This is a genomic window from Paenibacillus sp. FSL H7-0350, assembly GCF_038593195.1.
GTDB lineage: Bacteria > Bacillota > Bacilli > Paenibacillales > Paenibacillaceae > Paenibacillus_AQ.
Genome location: NZ_CP151972.1, coordinates 6,429,214 through 6,446,554 on the forward strand (window position 1 = coordinate 6,429,214; position 17,341 = coordinate 6,446,554).

The following is a 17,341-nucleotide window of genomic DNA, read 5'->3' on the forward strand; positions in this document are numbered from 1 at the left end:
GTCCAGGTGATGTCCCATCAAGGAGATGACAGAAGATGACCTCTTTATCCTCGGCCCTGCCAGTCCAGTTACGATGGCTGAAGCCGCCTGCTGCGGCTGCGGGGGTGACCTGGGGTGTCCCCTGGTCCAAGGGAGATCTGAAGCGCGGAGAACTGGCCGCGCTATATCTTGGCGGGGCGGATAACGGCTCCCGCCTGCCGCTGCAGAGCCGTCCGGCTGCGTATTGGCCGGACGGCAGCATCAAATGGTCCCTGCATTCTGCTGTATGCCCAGAAGGGAGTACGGCAGGATATACGCTGCAACGCTCTGCCGGGCAGAGCGCTGTGTCCGCAGCCTTTCAGCTGTCCGTGGCAGAGACAGAGGAGGCTTATATTGTCGATACCGGCAGCATTCGTTGCACCGTGGTCAAGCATGGCCCGGGCGTGATCTCGCGGATTATCCGCCGGGGAACGGCGGAATCCGGGGGACCGGACGGTGATCATGGATATTACAGAGCTGCGGAGGCGGTGACGGGATCAGGTGCGGGTACGAGTGCGGGCGTGAGTGTGGGCACGGTGGCTGGTGAGCGTGCAGGTGATGTGAATGCCAGTGCGGATGTGAGTGCAGGTGCGGGTGCGAGTGCGAGTGCGGATGTGAGTGTAGCTACGGATACAGGTGCAGATTCAGCCGGTGCAGCTATAGGCGCGGCGAATCAACCCTGCCCGGCAGAGCAGTTGGTGTGCAGCGGAAGCGAGCTGCTCTGTCTCCGCGAACAGCGGGACATCCTCAGCGGGGAGCTGACGCTGCGGCAGGAACGGTTCACCGGAGAGACGCTGAAGGCCAGCCTGGAGGAGCGGGGACCGGTGCGTGCCGTGATCCGGCTGGACGGACGGCACAGAAGTACAAGGGGAGCCAGGGAATGGCTTCCTTATACTTTGCGGCTCTATTTCTATGCCGGGCTTGCGTCGATCCGGCTGGTGCATACCTTCCATTATGACGGCAACCCGCAGCAGGACTTCATCAAGGGGCTGGGCCTGCTGTTCAAGGTGCCGCTCAGCGGTCCGCTGTATAACCGACATGTCCGGCTGGCGGGCAGCGGGGGAATCTTCAGCGAATCCCCCAAGACGCTACAGACCCGCAGAACCCGGGGCAAATATGCCGGTATGTTCGCCGGGCAGCTTGAGGGGCAGAGCCAGCACTTTGATCCCGTAGAGGATGCGTACTTCACGGGACTGCTCAAGGATTCGGCGGTATGGGATGACTTCCGGCTGGTGCAGGATTCGTCTGAGCATTATGCCGTGCATAAGCGGACAGGGCCGGACTGCACCTGGATTAAAGGGGCGGAAGGCCGGCGGGCAGGCGGACTGGGCTATGTCGGCTCTGACGGCGGAGGCTTGGCTGCCGGAGTGAAGGATTTCTGGCAGAAGCACCCCTCCGGGCTGGAGATCAGCGGCACCTCCGGCGCGGAAGCGGCGTTAACGGTCTGGTTCTGGACGCCGGAGGCACAGGCGATGGACTTGCGCCACTATGATACGAAGACGCATGTCGAGTCCTCTTATGAAGGCGCGGAGGAGCTGCGGGCAACCCCTTACGGCATCGCCAATACGAACGAGCTGACCTTGTGGTGTACCGCGCGGACGCCGGATTCCGGTCAGATTCGGCAGATGCAGCAGCAGGCGGATGAACCGCCGCTGCTGGTCTGTGAGCCCGGGTATTACCACCGCAGCCGGGCGTTTGGACTCTGGAGCCTGCCGGACCGGAGCACGCCGGCCAAGGCGTATCTGGAGGAACGGCTAGACGGAATCATCAGCTTTTACCAGAAGGAGATGGAGCAGCGGAAGTGGTATGGCCTGTGGGATTATGGCGATTTCATGCACAGCTATGATCCGGTCCGCCATGTCTGGAATTATGATCTGGGCGGCTGTGCCTGGCAGAATGCCGAACTGGTACCGAATATGTGGCTGTGGGTGAGCTTTCTGCGGACCGGACGCGCGGATATTTACCGGATGGCAGAAGCGATGACCAGGCATACCAGCGAGGTGGATGTGTATCATTTCGGGGAATATGCGGGTCTTGGCTCCCGGCACAATGTCGTGCATTGGGGCTGCGGCTGCAAGGAAGCTCGGATTGCTATGGCGGGCCTGCACCGCTACTACTATTATCTGACCGGAGATGAGCGGACCGGCGACATCATGGACAGTGTGAAGGATGCGGATTATTCCACGGTGAATCTGGACCCGATGCGGGCTTATTTTGCGAAGGATGAATTCAAGACGCATGTGCGGGTGGGGCCGGACTGGGCCGCGTTCAGCTCTAATTGGATGACCCGCTGGGAACGTTATGAGGATACGGCCTACCGCGACAAAATCCTAACCGGCATCGACTGCATCAAAGCAGCCAATCTGCGGCTGATCTCCGGGCCAACCTACGGATATGATCCCACAACGGGAATTCTCAGTCCTATGGGCGATGACAACTGGGGACGGCATCTGGCGATCTGCATGGGCGGGCCGCAGGTGTGGTTCGAGCTGGCCATGATGCTGGAGGACCCGGAGTGGGAGGACATGCTGGCGGAGTTCGGTGTCTTCTATAATTTGCCGGAGGAAGAGCAACGGCTTAGATCCGGGGGGGCAATTACAGGCAAGCTGCGTTTCGAGCATCCGGTGCTGAGTGTGGCTATTGCCGCCTACGGCGCATGGGTTAAGGATGACCGGGCGACGGCGGAACGCTGCTGGAGTATTCTGCTTGAGAATCCCTTCGGCACCGTCAATCTGCAAGCGGAGCAGAAGCGGGTGGCTTCTATGGAAGCGCTGGATGAAGTGGACTGGATGAATACGAACGAAGCCTCACAGTGGTCACTGAACACGATTATTGCGCTGGAGCTGATTGCCGAAGCCTTGCCTGCACGCGATGGTGGAGCGGGTGATGTAGCTGATGCGGAAGCTGTGGGGAGTACGGAAACTGGAGCTGGTGCTGGAACTGATGTTGAGGCTGGTGCAGAAGCTAGGATTAGCGCGAGGGCCGGTGCCGGAATTGACCATAATGCCGGTGCCGAGAAAGGTGAGGTGGTTCAATGACTACGCTACAGGGTGGAGCAGATGTTCCTGAGGGCTGGCGGGAGATCTACCGCAATACGCTTGAGGGGCCCGCGCAGGTAGAGGGCTTCCGGATGGAAGGCGAGGGCGCAGTTACTTTTCCGCAGAGACGGTTAAGGCTGGAGAGTACCCGCGGGGCTGAGGAAGGACAGAAGGCGAATGTGGTTTTCTGGTGTTCTGAGGTTCTTCCAGCGGAGCTTGCCATCTCCTGGAGGTTCCGCCCGCTGCGCGAGCCGGGGCTGGCCATTCTGTTCTTCGCGGCTGCCGGTGCAGGAGGCAAGGATCTTTTCGACCCGTCCCTGCCGGTCCGCACGGGCGAATATGACCAGTACCACCATGGGGAGATGGATGCCTATCATATCTCGTATTTTCGCCGGATGTGGGAGGAGGAGCGGGCTTTTCACACCTGTAATCTGCGCAAAAGCTATGGCTTCCACCTTGTCGCCCAAGGCGCTGACCCGCTGCCGGATACCGCCGATATGACTGCGGACTACCGGATGCTGGTGGTGAAGCGGGGGGCTGCTGTGACGTTTGCCATCAATGAATTGCCGGTGCTGCAATGGGTGGACGACGGCTCGTCCTTCGGTCCGCTGCTCGGCGGCGGCAGACTTGGCTTTCGGCAGATGGCCCCGCTGATAGCGGAATATAGCGATCTGGTCGTCTATGCTCCCTGAAGCTGGGAGAGGTGGCTGGAGTCACGGCTATCCCATAGCAAAAAATATACAAGTTCAATCTATATAGGGATGGACGATTACGAAGGAGGTTTTACTGCAATGCCGGGAGTCTATTACTGCTACCCGCAAGGCCGTCATAAGGCGCTGACCATGAGCTATGATGACGGACGGCGGGCGGATGAACGGCTGGTCGGGCTGTTCAACCAGCATGGAATCAAGGGCAGCTTCCATTTGAATTCCGGGCTGCTTGGCGAAGGGGACCGTATCAGGGCTGATGAGGTTGCGGCTCTCTACCATGGACATGAGGTCAGTGTGCATACGCGGAGTCATCCGACGCTGGCGCGCTGCCCGCAGGAGCAGGTCGTGGAGGAGATTATAGAGGACCGCAGGGTGCTGGAAGGGCTGGTCCGCCAGCCTGTGCGAGGTATGTCTTACCCGAACGGCTCCTATACGCAGGAGATCAAGGCGCTGCTGCCGCATCTGGGCATTGAATATGCCCGGACGGTACAGACCACCGGGGGCTTCGCCCTGCCGGAGGACTGGCTGGAGTGGCAGGCGACCTGCCATCATAACCGGGAGCTGCTGGCGCACGGGGAGACTTTTGTGGAACTGCATAAGCGGCAGTATCTGTACCTGATGTATGTGTGGGGACATAGCTATGAGTTCGACAATGACCACAACTGGGACCTGATGGAGCGCTTCTGCGCCATGGCGGGCGGACGCGGCGACATCTGGTATGCGACGAATCTGGAGCTGGTGCAATATATGAAGGCCTGCCGGGGGCTGCTGTTCTCGGCGGCAAGGAATTTTGTCTGTAATCCGGGAGCGGCTGCGGTCTGGCTGGAGGTAGGCGGTGCAGTAGTCGAGGTGCCAGGAGGACAGACTGTGGATCTGGGTTGATATAGAACAGGGATAGAGTGAAGGAGGATGTATTGTGAATCATATGGATCATAGTCAAAAGCTGCACCGGCTGGCCGGATTGGATATCTCCGCCGCCGGTCCAAGATGTAAAATGCTGCTCGGCGATCTGGACGGGGACGGCCGGGCTGAATTGCTGCTGGTGCAGCCGGATAACCGCCAGGATGTGCGTTATATTCCCCATCAGGTGCAGTGCCTGACGGCGTACAATCTGGATGGCCGCCTGCTGTGGCAGACGGGAAAGCCGGACCCGGACGCAGGCAGCCAAGGCTCCGATTATCCGGCGCAGATTGCTGATATCGATGGTGACGGGGCTCTGGAGGTACTGTGTGTGATGAAGGACCAGCTGCATATTCTGGAGGGGGCGACGGGCAAAGTCAAAGCGGTTCATCCGCTGCCGGCAAAGGAGGCTCATGACTGCATCATTATTGCCAACCTGTCAGGCGGCGATTATCCTTCCGACATCATTCTCAAAGACCGCTACCATCAGCTGTGGGTGCTGGACCGGGACTTCCGGCTGCTCTGGACCCACCAGGGCAATTTGGGGCATTATCCCTGGGTGTACGATCTGGACGGTGACGGGCGCGATGAGGTAATGGCCGGATATGATCTGCTGAGCGCGGAGGGCAAGCTGCTATGGAGCTGCAAGGATCTGGACGATCACGCGGACTGCCTGTGGGTCGGCGATGTGAACGGAGACGGGGTGCCGGAGCTGGTCATCGGCGGCAGTGTGACGGTGATGTACGACCGTGACGGGCGCGAGCTGTGGCGGTACGAAGGCTCTGTCGAGTCGCAGCATCTGGCGCTCGGGCGGTTCCGCCCGGACCTGCCCGGCCTGCAGATTGCGGGCCTTGACCGTCTAGTCCGGGAGGATGACGGCAAGGGTCTGCGGGGCAAGGATGCTATGTTCCTGTTGGACCAGTCCGGCCGGGAGCTGTGGAAGGAAGAACGTACCACTGACGGCTGGCTTACCATTGTCGAAGCCGTCAGCCGATTCTGGCCGGATGCACCCGACTATATTCTGGCATACCGCCGGGGCGAAGCTGTGCTTCCCGCACTCTATGACGGCTATATGAATATCGTAGCCGAGTTCGCCGAGCAGGGTTATGCCGTGCACGGGGATCTGCTGGGCAGCGGAACGGAGCAGGTCATTATTTATACGGATGAGTTGGCTGCTGTCTATGCCGGTGAAGCCCTACCGCTGCAAGCGGCGCACCCCGGCCAGCCGCTGCCCCAGTCCAAACGCCTGTACAGCTCCACCCTGTACCCCGGCGGTGAGGTGGCGTTGTGATGGGGGGCGGGGACGAGAAGGCGGTGTTGAGTGCCGAGGAAGGGCATGCCGTGAAGGGTGCTGCATTGAGAGCGGAGTCGGTGAATAGTGATGCCGTGCAGGATAGTACATTGAGAGCGGATTCCGTGAAGAGTACCGTGAAAAGTGGCCCGCCGGGCAGCAGAGGTGAGGTTGCGCAGGCCAACGTCCCCGCCTACTTTGATCCGCGTCATTCCATCGTCCGTACCGCTGGAGATCATACAGAATCCATGCTGGCGGTTATAGCGAACCGCTATATTGGTGCGAATCCGCCGCAGCCTCCGGTCTACCGGGTGCATCTGGAGCACAGCTTCCCGCGGCTGGCGGATTGCCGGTACGAGATGAACCTGAAGGAGCGGCTGCCTGAGCTGCGGGACGGGGAATTTGTCTATGCCTGGGGGAAGCTGTGGAGCGATACAGACAGCGAAATCCCGCTCGCCCTCAGCTGCTTCGGTCCGGTGACAGTCTATGTCAACGGCGTTGCCGTTTTTGCTTCCAATCTGAACGATGATGTGTTCCCGGACCGTAAGGCGTTCTTTCGTACTGGGCTGACGGCAGGCTGGAATCACTTCCTGCTGGAGTGTACCGCAGTCGGCACCGGCTGCGGCGGGATCTTCGGCACCGGGAGCGTGAAGGGCGCACCGCTGCATTGTCTGGCCCCGACTGCGGAGCGCAGCGGCTGCGAGGGCTGGATCTACAGCGCGCCGCAGCAGAGCAGATGGGCCCTGCAGCCGGAGGGCTGCGGCGCTCCAGAGGGAGAGGCTGCGGCGCACCGCGCAGAGCCTTCGCAGCGCGTCTGCTGCGGAGAAGCCGCGGAGGCCGCCGAAGCTGCGCTGGCGGCCCGCTGTGCCTGGTATCCGGCGGCCGGATGGCCGGATGACGAGGCACAGCGCGGGAATCTCGCGCGCGTGCTCGGCGCGGAGCCCGGCGCGAAGGCGCTGGCCTGGAGCAGGCTTGCGGTGAGCGCGCCGGGCGGAATGAACGTCCGGCTGTCCCTCCGCAGCCGGGATGTAGCAGCACTCAAGGTCTACGTAGATGGCAGGCTTGCCGCCATCCAGTCCGAAGAGAGTGCCGGCCTTGAGTGCATGCTGCCGCTGAGCTTCGGCAGCCATGACCTGCTGGTCGAGGCCGTGTGCGGCGGCCCCGGGTGGGGCTTCCGCCTGGAAGCAGCAGAAGCAGTTCCCCGTGTCCGGGCGGGGGACACGGGAGGCAGTTCTTGTGTCCTTAAAAGCTCCACCGGCACACTGAAGCTGGTGAGTCCTTATCCGGTGGAAGGGCAGACCGGGCCATGGTTGTACCTGGGCCCGTTTCTACAATCGGCGGCACCGCAGCCTATGGAAGCGGTCTCTATGGATGCTCCCTTCGGTGAAGGGGCGGAGGAATGCTTTTGGCGGGTGGACCGTCCTGGCGGTGCAGTCAGGCCCTATCTGGAGAGTGCGCTGTACGGCCGCTGGAATTATCCGCTCGGGGTAACTCTATATGGTCTGCTGCGTACCGGTCAGGCTCTGGCTGATCCTCATTATTCCGCTTATACTAGAGGACATATTGAGCAGTGTACCCGGCTTCATGCTTATTCGCTCTGGGACCGCAGCCGCTATGGTGCTCCGGGTATTAACCAGCAGCTGGCGCTCATGGACTCACTGGATGACTGCGGCTCCTTCGGTGCTACGATGCTCGCCGCCCATGCCGAACAGCCGCTGCATGGAGCGACCGAGACAGCGGCGTATATCGCCCGGTACATTCATGAGACGCAGTCCCGCGATGAGGAGGGGGCACTCTACCGGACACGGGGCACCACCGACTTCATGCAGGGAACGATGTGGTGTGATGACCTGTATATGAGTACTCCATTCCTGAGCAGGTATTATAAGCTGACGGGAGATACCGCTTATCTGGATGATGCAGTGTCACAATTTCTCCATTACCGTAATCGGCTATTACAGCCGGAGCTTGGCATTATGCATCATGTGTATGACTACAAATTCAGCAAGCCGAACGGGGTAGCCTGGGGAAGAGGCAATGGCTGGGTGCTGTTCTCGCTGACTGAGCTGCTGGAGGTACTGCCGGAGCAACATCCGCAGCGGGAAGAACTGCTGGAGTATTACCGGCTGCTGTGCGAAGGATATTTACGGCTGCAGGACGCCGCAGGATTATGGCATCAGGTTCTGACCGATCCCGAATCTTATGCGGAGGCATCCTGTTCCTCGATGTTCGTGTATGCTTTTGCGCGCGGCGTGCGCAGAGGTTGGCTGACAGAGCCGTATCCATATACCGGTGCAGCGTTACGCGGCTGGACGGCACTGGCCGAGTACTGCATCGACCATCAGGGGAATGTCTATGGCGTCTGCCGGGGATCGGGCTATTCCTTCAACAAACTATATTACAAAGAACAACTCACCTGGCAGCTTAACGATACTCACGGAATCGGAATAGTGCTGCTGGCCGGTATTGAAGTGCTTGAGCTCACACGGGGGCTGGAAGCGCAGCGCATATAAGGGGAGCAGGCCAAATTTAAAGGGATAAATCCCATTGATTCAGCTGAAAGTGGGCGGTGAGCGAAAATGAGAGGGATAAATCCCATTGATGCGGATAAAAGTGGATGATGAGCCAAAATAAAAGGGATAAATCCCTCTAAGCCGTCAGAATGAGGAGCACAAGTGCACTTGAATTCGTCAAAAGCAGGCCTGGAGCGTAAATGAGGAGCACAAGTGCCCCTGAATTTGCCAAAAGCAGGCCTGGAGCGTAAATGAAGAGCATTAGTGCACCTGAATTTGTCAAAAGCAGGCCTAGAGCGTATACGAAGCGCACAAATACCCCTGAATCTCCCATAGGCACGCCAAAAAACCCGCAGGCGAAATTTGCTTCCTGCGGTTTTTTGCGCGGAGTGCCTTATGGGTATGTAGCACAGGCGAGCTGAGCGGTTAATCCTTATCGATCAGCTCCAGCTTTTCAAGGATCTTAAGGGTGGTGATGGCAGATAGCTGCACAGCTAATTGAATGCTGGCCTGGCTGTTTCCACTCTGCTCCAAGGCAGCTTGGTTTTCGGATAACACATCTTCCGTCACCTGCTGGATCAGACTTTTGACGATCTCGTTATTCATAATAGGCTCCTCCTTCCGAAAGTAAATACTCTCATTCTATATTTCGGCCGGACCCAGGATTTTACTTAGGGAGCAGGGAATGTTATCCGGTAATCTGAACGAAATCCACACTTAACACAGACTTGAAGCGGAATCTGTAGTAAACTGGAAGGAATGTATTGTGTGCCTGCAATTATTCTACAGAAAAGAATGTGATCAATGTATGCAGCTTCAAGCTCCTCAACCGGCCAAGAAATGGCTGGAAAAATATCTGTCCGGAGACAGCATGGATTACCGGCAAATTATCGCCTTGTTTCTGCCTATTCTCATTGACCAGGCTTTCATTATCGGACTGAATCTGGTCAACACTGCGATGATCAGCTCGTCAGGGATGGCGGCGGTCAGTGCGGTGAATATGGTGGATTCCCTGAATATTTTTCTGATCAATGTGTTTGTGGCGATTGCGACCGGGGGGACGGTGGTGGTTGCGCAGTATAAAGGAAGCGGGAATGACCGCATGGTCTCCCAGGCTACAGCCGGCTCGGTAACCTCGGTCTCGCTGCTTGCGGTGGGTATTGGTCTGCTGCTGATGTCCTTCCATACGCCTATTCTGAATCTGCTGTTCGGGACGGCTTCCGCCGATGTGCTGGACAATGCCCGGGTCTATATGATCGGCAGCAGCATCTCTTATCTGGGGATTGCCGTGGTTCAGGCCGTATGCGGTGCGCTGCGGGGCGTAGGCCGGACGCGGGCTTCGCTGATGCTGTCGCTGATTATGAACGTGCTGTACGTTATCCTCAACGTCGTCTTTATTAACCTGCTGGACATGGGTGTGCTGGGCATGACATTTGCGGTCAATATTGCGCGTTATGTGGGGATGGCCTGTGCCTTGATCTATCTGTTCAAGTTCGATTCGGTGCTGCGTGTGCGGTTCCGCGACCTGTTCCATGTACCGCTTACGATGCTGCGCAAAATCATGTTCATCGGCGTACCGTTCGCCGCAGAGCAGATGTTCTTCAACGGCGGTAAGCTGTTGACGCAAATCTTCATTGTCAGTCTGGGCACGTATGCCATCGCCACTAATGCGATTGCCGGATCGCTGGCGATGGTCTTTCAGATTCCGGCCAGTGCGCTGTCGCTGACGATTGTGACCGTGGTCGGCCAGTGTATCGGACGGGGGGATGTGGCGGATGCCCGGAAGTTCATCAAGTCCTTCCTGTGGATCGGTTCCGCCTCTTACGCCTTGGTGGCCTTGATCCTGATGCCGCTGTTCCACCCGCTGGTGTCTATTTTCTCCCCGCCTGCGGAGATTATCGATGATCTGTTCGTGGTGCTGCTGGTCAATGCGATTGCCCAGATTCCGCTCTGGGCGTTCAGCTTCATTCTGCCGTCTGCCCTGCGGGCAGCGGGAGATTCCCGCTTCACCTCAATTGCTTCAATGCTGACCATGTGGCTGTTCCGGGTGGTGTTCGGCTATATTCTCGGAATTGTACTGGGGTACGGGGTGCTGGGGGTATGGCTGGCGATGAACTGCGAGTGGGCGGTCCGAGGAGCAGTATTCCTGTGGCGCTTCCGGGGCAAGAAGTGGTATGCGCACAAGCTGATCTAGATCCTGCTGGTAAGAAGACTCCTAATTCAGGGGTCTTCTTTGCTGTGCAGTAAGCCGGAATCATCTATAAAAAGCACGGTACAACCTTTAGTTTCAGGTAAGACGCACTTGGGTCCGTATGCTACGATTTGGGTGGTGAAGGGGGAGGCTTCCACATTAGCTGTAAGCGCTTAACTCATTGAAACCCAAATTCATACAGAGGAGTGCAATGCATGAAGAGAATAATCAAGCAAGTCTCTCTGGTGCTGCTGGCAGCCCTTCTGCTTCTTCCGGCAGGCGGTTATCTTCCGGCTGCTCAGGCAGCCGAGGCACAGACCACGGTATATCATGAGACCTTCGCGAATGGGGCAGGTAAGACGAGCCACTCAGGGGGAGCAATCCTGAGTGCGGTTAAGGAGGTTCCTTTTGCAGGGAATGCCGATGGTGCAGCATTATACGTAAACAACCGGAAGGACAACTGGGATGGAGTTGATTTCAAATTTACCGATCTCGGTCTCCAGCATGGGAAAACGTACACCGTAACGGCTGTTGTCTACGTTGACGCGAAGGTGACCCTCCCAGAGGGAGCAGAAGCAGCGCTGCAGACAGTGAACAGCTACGGGAATTATGCAGCAATACCCTATGTGGCAGGGCAATCGGTCACACTGACGAAGACATTTACTGTGGACACGAGTGCCACGGACTCTACTAAGAGAGACCATTCCTTGCGCATCAACTCCAACGAAAAGGGAGCCACAGTACCCTTCTACCTTGGCGATCTTCTGATAACGGCAGAGTCCGCTCCGGGCGGCGGGGAAGAGCCTGTGCGTGAACCGGCTTTGCCGTTCAGCAAGGTTACTTTTGAAGATCAGCAATTGGGCGGCTTCACCGGCAGAGCCGGAACCGAGACGGTAACTGTAACGAATGAAGCGAATCATACAGAGGGCGGTTCGTATTCCCTGAAGGTCGAGGGCAGAAGCAACACCTGGCACGGGCCTTCCCTGCGTGTGGAGAAGTATGTGGACAAGGGCAGCGAATATACCCTGTCTGCCTGGGTGAAGCTGATCGAACCGGCGAGCGCACAGCTCCAGCTGTCCACACAGGTGGGGAACGATACAGGAGCGAGTTATGTGGCGCTGTCTCCCAAGACGATCAGTACGGCTGACGGCTGGGTGAAATATGAGGGCAGCTACCGCTATAACAGTGTGGGCGGCGAACATCTGACCCTGTACATTGAGAGTTCCAATAATGCAACCGCTTCCTTTTATATCGATGATATTAATTTCGAGCATACCGGTACCGCTCCGGTGGATATTCAGAGAGATCTGATTCCGCTAAAAACAGCCTATCAAAAAGACTTCCTGATCGGCAACGCGTTATCCGCCGAGGATCTGGAAGGTGTGCGGCTGGACCTGCTGAAAATGCATCACAACGTTGCTACCGCAGGTAATGCCATGAAGCCGGATGCGCTGCAGCCGACCAAGGGCAATTTCACTTTTACAGCGGCGGATGCGATGGTGAACAAGGTACTTGCCGAAGGCATGAAGATGCACGGGCATGTGCTGGTCTGGCATCAGCAGTCTCCTGCATGGATGAATACGTCAACGGATGGAGCGGGCAAAAGCGTTCCACTGGGGCGTGACGAAGCCCTCGCTAACCTGAGAGAGCACATTAAGAGAGTTATGGAGCATTTCGGAGACCGGGTGTTCTCCTGGGATGTAGTCAACGAAGCTATGAATGATAACCCGTCCAATCCGAATAACTGGCAAGCGGCGCTGCGTAAGGCTCCGTGGTATGATGCTATCGGCCCGGACTATCTGGAGCAGGCGTTCCTGGCGGCCAGAGAAGTGCTGGACCAGCATCCGGAATGGGATATCAAGCTGTATTATAACGATTACAATGATGATAACCAGAACAAGGCCCAGGCCATCTACAGTATGGTTAAGGAACTGAATGAGAAGTACGCGCTGACCCATCCAGGCAAGCTGTTGATTGATGGTGTGGGAATGCAGGCGCACTACAATATCAATACCAATCCAGATAACGTCAAGCTGTCGCTGGAGAAGTTCATCTCCCTTGGCGTAGAGGTCAGTATTACCGAGCTGGATATTCAGGCTGGCAGCGGGAATAAGCAGACGGAGAAGGAACAGATTGCCCAGGGCTATCTGTATGCCAAATTAATGGATATTTACAAGGCCCATGCTGACCATATCGCGCGGGTAACCTTCTGGGGCATGGATGACCGCACAAGCTGGAGAGCGGAGTCAAGCCCGCTTCTGTTCGACAGGGATTTGCAGGCGAAGCCGGCCTACTACGCAGTCATTGATCCGGCCAAATTCATGGCTGAGCATGAGCCGGATACAGCGGAAGCCAACGTGTCAGAGGCGGTCTACGGCACGCCGGTCATTGACGGAACAGCGGATGGCATCTGGGCTTCTGCGCCCGAGATGGCTGTGAACCGTTATCAGATGGCCTGGCAGGGCGCAAGCGGAACCACGCGTACCCTGTGGGATGACCAGAATCTGTATGTGCTGGTCCAAGTGAATGACGCTCAATTGGACAAGAGCAATGTGAATCCATGGGAGCAGGACTCTGTCGAGATTTTCCTGGATGAGAATTTCGGCCGCACGACCTTCTATGAGAGCGATGACGGACAATACCGGGTCAATTACGACAATGAAGCCTCCTTCAGTCCGGCAGCCATTGGTGCAGGCTTCGAGTCGGCAACCAAGGTAACCGGAACTAACTATACGCTTGAAATGAAGATTCCGTTCAAAAAAATCACGCCAGCCGGCGGCACCAAGGTCGGCTTCGACACTCAGATCAACGATGCCAAGAGCGGCGTCCGGCAAAGTGTGGCCGCCTGGAATGATACCACCGGCAACGGCTATCAGGACACCTCCGTCTTCGGCGTGCTGAAGCTTAAGGCCAAAGACGGCGCTGAACCGCCGACGAAGCCGACTCCAACGCCAACACCAACGGTAACGCCAACGCCAAAACCGGAAGCAACGCCGGAACCAACAGCTACACCGGCACCAGTATCCGGCGGCACCAGCTACAGCAGTACGCCTGCACCTAAGACTGCACAGATGGACAGCAAGGATGGTGTGGTGACGCTCAGACCTGTGGTGAAGACCGTAGGTACAGAGGCGAAGGCTGTAGTTACGGCTGAGCTGTGGCAGCAAGCCCTGAAGCAGGCGGCCCCGGCAGCGGACGGACGGAAGCAGATCATCATCGATCTGGCGAACCTGACCGGCGTGGCTTCCTATGAAGCCCAGTTGCCGCTTCAAGGCCTGAAGACACAGGAGAAGTACCTGCTTGTCCTCCAGAACGGCCTCGCTACGCTGTCCATTCCAAGTGAGCAGCTCGCAGGGGTTACAGCAACCACTGAATATGTTAGCATCCGGGTCAAGCAATCCACAGCCGAAGGTCTGAATGCCGCTGCTCTCCAGCAGACCGGCAGCCGTCCGGTGGTGGAGCTGAGTCTGCTTGCAGACGGGCAGAAGGTAGCCTTGCCTGGCAGCAGCGCGATGACCGTCTCTATTCCTTACAAAGCGTCAGCGGAAGAGCAGAGTGGACTTGATTCCCTGCTGGTCCGTTCGCTCACCGGTAACGGTACGTTGTCTGCTGTGGTGAACAGCCGTTACGAGGCAGCGAAGGAAGCGCTGGTGTTCCGTACTCCGGAGTTCGGCACATTTGCCGCAGCTTTCGCTCCGCCGTCCTTTACAGATCTCGGCAGCCTGTCATGGGCGAAGCAGGCAGCTTCTGCCATGGCTGCGCGCGATATCATTCCGGGCGGCATCAGCTTCATGCCTGCGGCTCCTATGAACAGAGCAGACTTCACAGCCTCGCTGGTGAAGGTGCTGGAGCTTAAGGCTGCTGCTGAAGCAGTTACAGGCTTCAGCGATGTCCAGAACAACGCGGCATACAGCAAGGAGCTTGCGGCGGCGAAGCAGCTCGGTATCGTCACAGGCTATGCAGGCGATACCTTCAAGCCAGCGGGCGTCATCACCCGTCAGGAGATGATGGTAATTGCAGCGCGTGCCCTGAAGGCGGCCGGAATCACGGCTGAAGGCAACGGATCAATTGCATCATACACCGATGCCGGTCAAATCTCCGCCTATGCCAAGGACAGCGTATCCGCCTTGCTGAAATACGGTGTAGTGAACGGTAAGACGGGCAAGCTTGCCCCGGGGGACACCCTCTCCCGTGCGGAAGCTGCGGTGATTCTGTACCGGATCTGGAAGCTGTAAAGTTACTTCTATAAGAAAGAGAAACAGCCAGTCGCCGGGGATTTCCGGTGGCTGGCTGTTTGGGTATGCCGAGTTGCAATACTTGCAACATTAGCCCCACATCAAATAATTAAGGGCGAATAGCCTAAACGGTAAAGTAATGCCCCTCATCCAGATCAGCAATCAGTCCCGGCTGCACCGGCTGCCAGCACGACAGTGGCAAGATGCTTTTGACAGATAAGCACAAGGCGCAGGAGATGCTGGAGAAATGGCATGAAGGTTCATAACAAGTATTTACCGCTTCAACACCAGCGGAAGGTATACCTCGTCCACAATATTGGCGATCGTCTCCTCCGACATGGGGGCGTTGTACAGCATCAGCTCATGGCGGGCCAGATCGGACGGCAGAGTGAGCATTCGGGGGGTCACGGCTTCGGCAGACACTTCTCCCCGCTCAACAGCCCGCTCTAGCAAAATCGACATGGTCCTGTTTTGACGCCCATGCGGGAAAATATACGAGGCAAGCGGCATATCGCCCATTTCCGCTACAAGCCCGTAGAAAGCGTTCAATATGGCTTGAATATTATTCTGGTTCATAGCCCGCAGCACCCCGCATACATCATCCCTCAAATTCCCGTGATCGGGGACTTCCTCCAGCGGCAGGGGCACACGTTCCCGGATGGCAGCAAGCACAAGCTCAGCGCGGTTAGCCCACCGGCGGTAGAGTACGGCCTTGCTTGTTCCCGCCCGCTCGGCCACACTTTCCATCGTAAGATTGGAATACCCCTGCTCTGTTAACTCTTCCCGTACAGCTTGCAGAATGGCAGCTTCCAGCTCCTTGCCTCTGCGTCTGTTCTTCGATTTATCCTGTTCTTGAGAAGTGGACATATCTATCTCAACCTCCATTGGAGAATTTCGTTGCGTTTCCTATGTGGATAGTATATCATAGGCTCAAATAAGAAACTTAAAGTATCTTATTTAGTGATTAAAGGGAGATGATCAACTTGCAAGAGCAAGCTAAACCAGCACTTGAACCGTCTGAACAGCAGGCTGGAGCGAAGAACTTGATGTGGATTCTTATGCTTGGTATCCTGGCACCGATATTCGATACGACGATAACCAATGTGGCGATTGATACGCTGGTCCGGGAATTTAACACTTCGGTGTCCACGATTCAGTGGGTGATGACCGGATATTTGCTATCGCTTGCGATGGTCATTCCGATAAGCGGCTGGGCTGTGGAGCGGTTTGGGGGAAGGAGGATGTGGCTGTTTTCACTGGGCATGTTTTTGCTCGGCTCCGTGCTGTGCAGCATGGCGTGGAACGTGGAGAGCCTGATACTGTTCCGAACCCTTCAGGGGATCGGCGGGGGCTTGCTGATGCCCATTATGCAGACCTTGGCTGTACGTGCCTATGGAGGAGACAATATGGGCAGAAAAATGGCGACCATAGCTCTGCCAGCGCTGCTTGGGCCCATTCTGGGACCGGTGGTGGGTGGAATAATCGTTAATCACTTGAACTGGAGATGGATCTTCTTTGTCAATATTCCGCTGTGCGTGGCTGCCATAATTGTTGCTTGGAAAGGGCTCCCTAAGGAAGAGCACAATGCCCGGACGCTACGGCTGGATATGTCTGGATTGCTGATGCTGTCTCCGGCTATCGTGCTTATCCTGTACGGTCTTGGAGAAGTCAGCTCCCACCACGGCTTCGGTCATGCTGCGGTTCTTGCCCCAGTCATAGCAGGTGTGGCGCTTTTAGCAGTATTTGTGGTGTATGCCCTCCGCAAAGGAAACGAAGCATTGATCGATGTCAGGCTGTTCCGGGTACGTTCCTTAACCGTGTCCTCTACACTGCTGTTTCTATCCGGCTTGACCACCTATGGTGCAATGCTGCTCCTGCCGCTGTATCTCCAGCAAGTCCGCGGTGAAACGGTGCTGATCTCCGGCCTGCTGCTCGTTCCCCAAGGCATCGGGATGCTGCTGACCAGATCACTGGCCGGCAAATTGACGGATCAGATCGGATCGAGACCTGTGGTGCTTGCCGGAACGGTCCTTACCATCCTCGGCACTTGGCCGCTGACACAGCTTGGAGCAGACACGAGTTACTATTTTTTGAGTGCAGTTCTTATTGTGAGGGGGGCCGGATTAGGGGCCGTTTTTCTGCCGGTTATGGCTTCTGCCTATATCGGTCTGTCCTCGAAGCAAATCCCGCACGCGAGCAGCACTACCCGTATTATGCAGCAGATTGGCGGCGCCTTCGGCGTATCGGTTATCGCAATTATTTTGCAAAATGAGCTGAATTCCGTCCTGACTCCTGACCCGGCCGCATTGGCCGTTGCTTTCGATCATACGTTCATGTGGACGATTGCCTTCTCGACTCTGGCGTTAATTCCGGCGGCGTTCCTGCCTAGAATACGGAAATAACACGGCTGGTGCGCATGTGTAATAATGTTTCATTTTCTTGGGT

The 17,341-nt window shown here is 57.0% G+C and carries 10 protein-coding genes; 8 read left to right on the plus strand and 2 right to left on the minus strand.

Features of this window, described 5'->3' with window-relative positions; translation table 11 throughout:
- Positions 1-35 precede the first annotated feature (35 nt).
- The 5 genes from NYE24_RS28900 to NYE24_RS28920 all read left to right on the plus strand — a co-directional run bounded on the left by NYE24_RS28900 (position 36) and on the right by NYE24_RS28920 (position 8,470).
- Positions 36-3,056, plus strand: a complete 3,021-nt coding sequence (locus NYE24_RS28900; RefSeq protein WP_342477251.1) for a hypothetical protein — start codon at positions 36-38, stop codon at positions 3,054-3,056.
- Positions 3,053-3,748 (plus strand): DUF1961 family protein, encoded by a 696-nt coding sequence (locus NYE24_RS28905; RefSeq protein ID WP_342477252.1) that lies wholly within the window; start codon positions 3,053-3,055, stop codon positions 3,746-3,748. The genes NYE24_RS28900 and NYE24_RS28905 overlap by 4 nt, the downstream gene beginning before the upstream one ends.
- A 99-nt stretch (positions 3,749-3,847) precedes the next feature.
- Entirely contained in the window at positions 3,848-4,648 is an 801-nt protein-coding gene (locus NYE24_RS28910) for a polysaccharide deacetylase family protein (RefSeq protein WP_342477253.1), read from the plus strand.
- A 43-nt stretch (positions 4,649-4,691) separates the two neighbouring features.
- Entirely contained in the window at positions 4,692-5,957 is a 1,266-nt protein-coding gene (locus NYE24_RS28915) for a hypothetical protein (RefSeq protein ID WP_342479320.1), read from the plus strand.
- Positions 5,957-8,470, plus strand: coding sequence for a glycoside hydrolase family 88 protein (locus NYE24_RS28920; protein ID WP_342477254.1), 2,514 nt, complete (start codon positions 5,957-5,959; stop codon positions 8,468-8,470). Before NYE24_RS28915 ends, NYE24_RS28920 begins: the two co-directional genes overlap by 1 nt.
- 426 nt (positions 8,471-8,896) lie before the next feature.
- Here NYE24_RS28920 and NYE24_RS28925 read toward each other — a convergent pair whose 3' ends face one another.
- The gene (locus NYE24_RS28925; protein ID WP_036696572.1) at positions 8,897-9,076 is read right to left on the minus strand and encodes a hypothetical protein; all 180 of its coding nucleotides are present in this window, start codon (positions 9,074-9,076) and stop codon (positions 8,897-8,899) included.
- Between the two features lie 202 nt (positions 9,077-9,278).
- On the opposite strand from NYE24_RS28925, the gene NYE24_RS28930 reads away from it, so the two are divergent.
- Both NYE24_RS28930 and NYE24_RS28935 read left to right on the plus strand, forming a co-directional pair.
- Positions 9,279-10,664, plus strand: coding sequence for an MATE family efflux transporter (locus NYE24_RS28930; protein ID WP_036696574.1), 1,386 nt, complete (start codon positions 9,279-9,281; stop codon positions 10,662-10,664).
- Positions 10,665-10,876: 212 nt separating this feature from the next.
- Positions 10,877-14,896, plus strand: coding sequence for an endo-1,4-beta-xylanase (locus NYE24_RS28935; RefSeq protein WP_342477255.1), 4,020 nt, complete (start codon positions 10,877-10,879; stop codon positions 14,894-14,896).
- 273 nt (positions 14,897-15,169) lie between these two features.
- Here NYE24_RS28935 and NYE24_RS28940 read toward each other — a convergent pair whose 3' ends face one another.
- On the minus strand, positions 15,170-15,763 hold the full coding sequence (locus tag NYE24_RS28940) for a TetR/AcrR family transcriptional regulator (RefSeq protein WP_036696578.1): 594 nt from the start codon (positions 15,761-15,763) through the stop codon (positions 15,170-15,172).
- A 107-nt stretch (positions 15,764-15,870) separates the two neighbouring features.
- Here NYE24_RS28940 and NYE24_RS28945 point away from each other — a divergent pair, with 107 nt between their 5' ends.
- Positions 15,871-17,298 (plus strand): MDR family MFS transporter, encoded by a 1,428-nt coding sequence (locus NYE24_RS28945; RefSeq protein WP_342477256.1) that lies wholly within the window; start codon positions 15,871-15,873, stop codon positions 17,296-17,298.
- The last annotated feature ends 43 nt before the right edge of the window (positions 17,299-17,341 follow it).

What these genes read in the sequence shown, in the direction of transcription:
- NYE24_RS28935 (WP_342477255.1), top strand. Translation starts at nt 10,877, where the DNA reads ATGAAGAGAATAATCAAGCAAGTCTCTCTGGTGCTGCTGGCAGCCCTT.
- NYE24_RS28920 (WP_342477254.1), top strand. Translation starts at nt 5,957, where the DNA reads ATGGGGGGCGGGGACGAGAAGGCGGTGTTGAGTGCCGAGGAAGGGCAT.
- NYE24_RS28945 (WP_342477256.1), top strand. Translation starts at nt 15,871, where the DNA reads ATGATCAACTTGCAAGAGCAAGCTAAACCAGCACTTGAACCGTCTGAA.
- NYE24_RS28905 (WP_342477252.1), top strand. Translation starts at nt 3,053, where the DNA reads ATGACTACGCTACAGGGTGGAGCAGATGTTCCTGAGGGCTGGCGGGAG.
- NYE24_RS28900 (WP_342477251.1), top strand. Translation starts at nt 36, where the DNA reads ATGACCTCTTTATCCTCGGCCCTGCCAGTCCAGTTACGATGGCTGAAG.
- NYE24_RS28910 (WP_342477253.1), top strand. Translation starts at nt 3,848, where the DNA reads ATGCCGGGAGTCTATTACTGCTACCCGCAAGGCCGTCATAAGGCGCTG.
- NYE24_RS28940 (WP_036696578.1), bottom strand. Translation starts at nt 15,763, where the DNA reads ATGTCCACTTCTCAAGAACAGGATAAATCGAAGAACAGACGCAGAGGC.
- NYE24_RS28930 (WP_036696574.1), top strand. Translation starts at nt 9,279, where the DNA reads ATGCAGCTTCAAGCTCCTCAACCGGCCAAGAAATGGCTGGAAAAATAT.
- NYE24_RS28925 (WP_036696572.1), bottom strand. Translation starts at nt 9,076, where the DNA reads ATGAATAACGAGATCGTCAAAAGTCTGATCCAGCAGGTGACGGAAGAT.
- NYE24_RS28915 (WP_342479320.1), top strand. Translation starts at nt 4,692, where the DNA reads ATGGATCATAGTCAAAAGCTGCACCGGCTGGCCGGATTGGATATCTCC.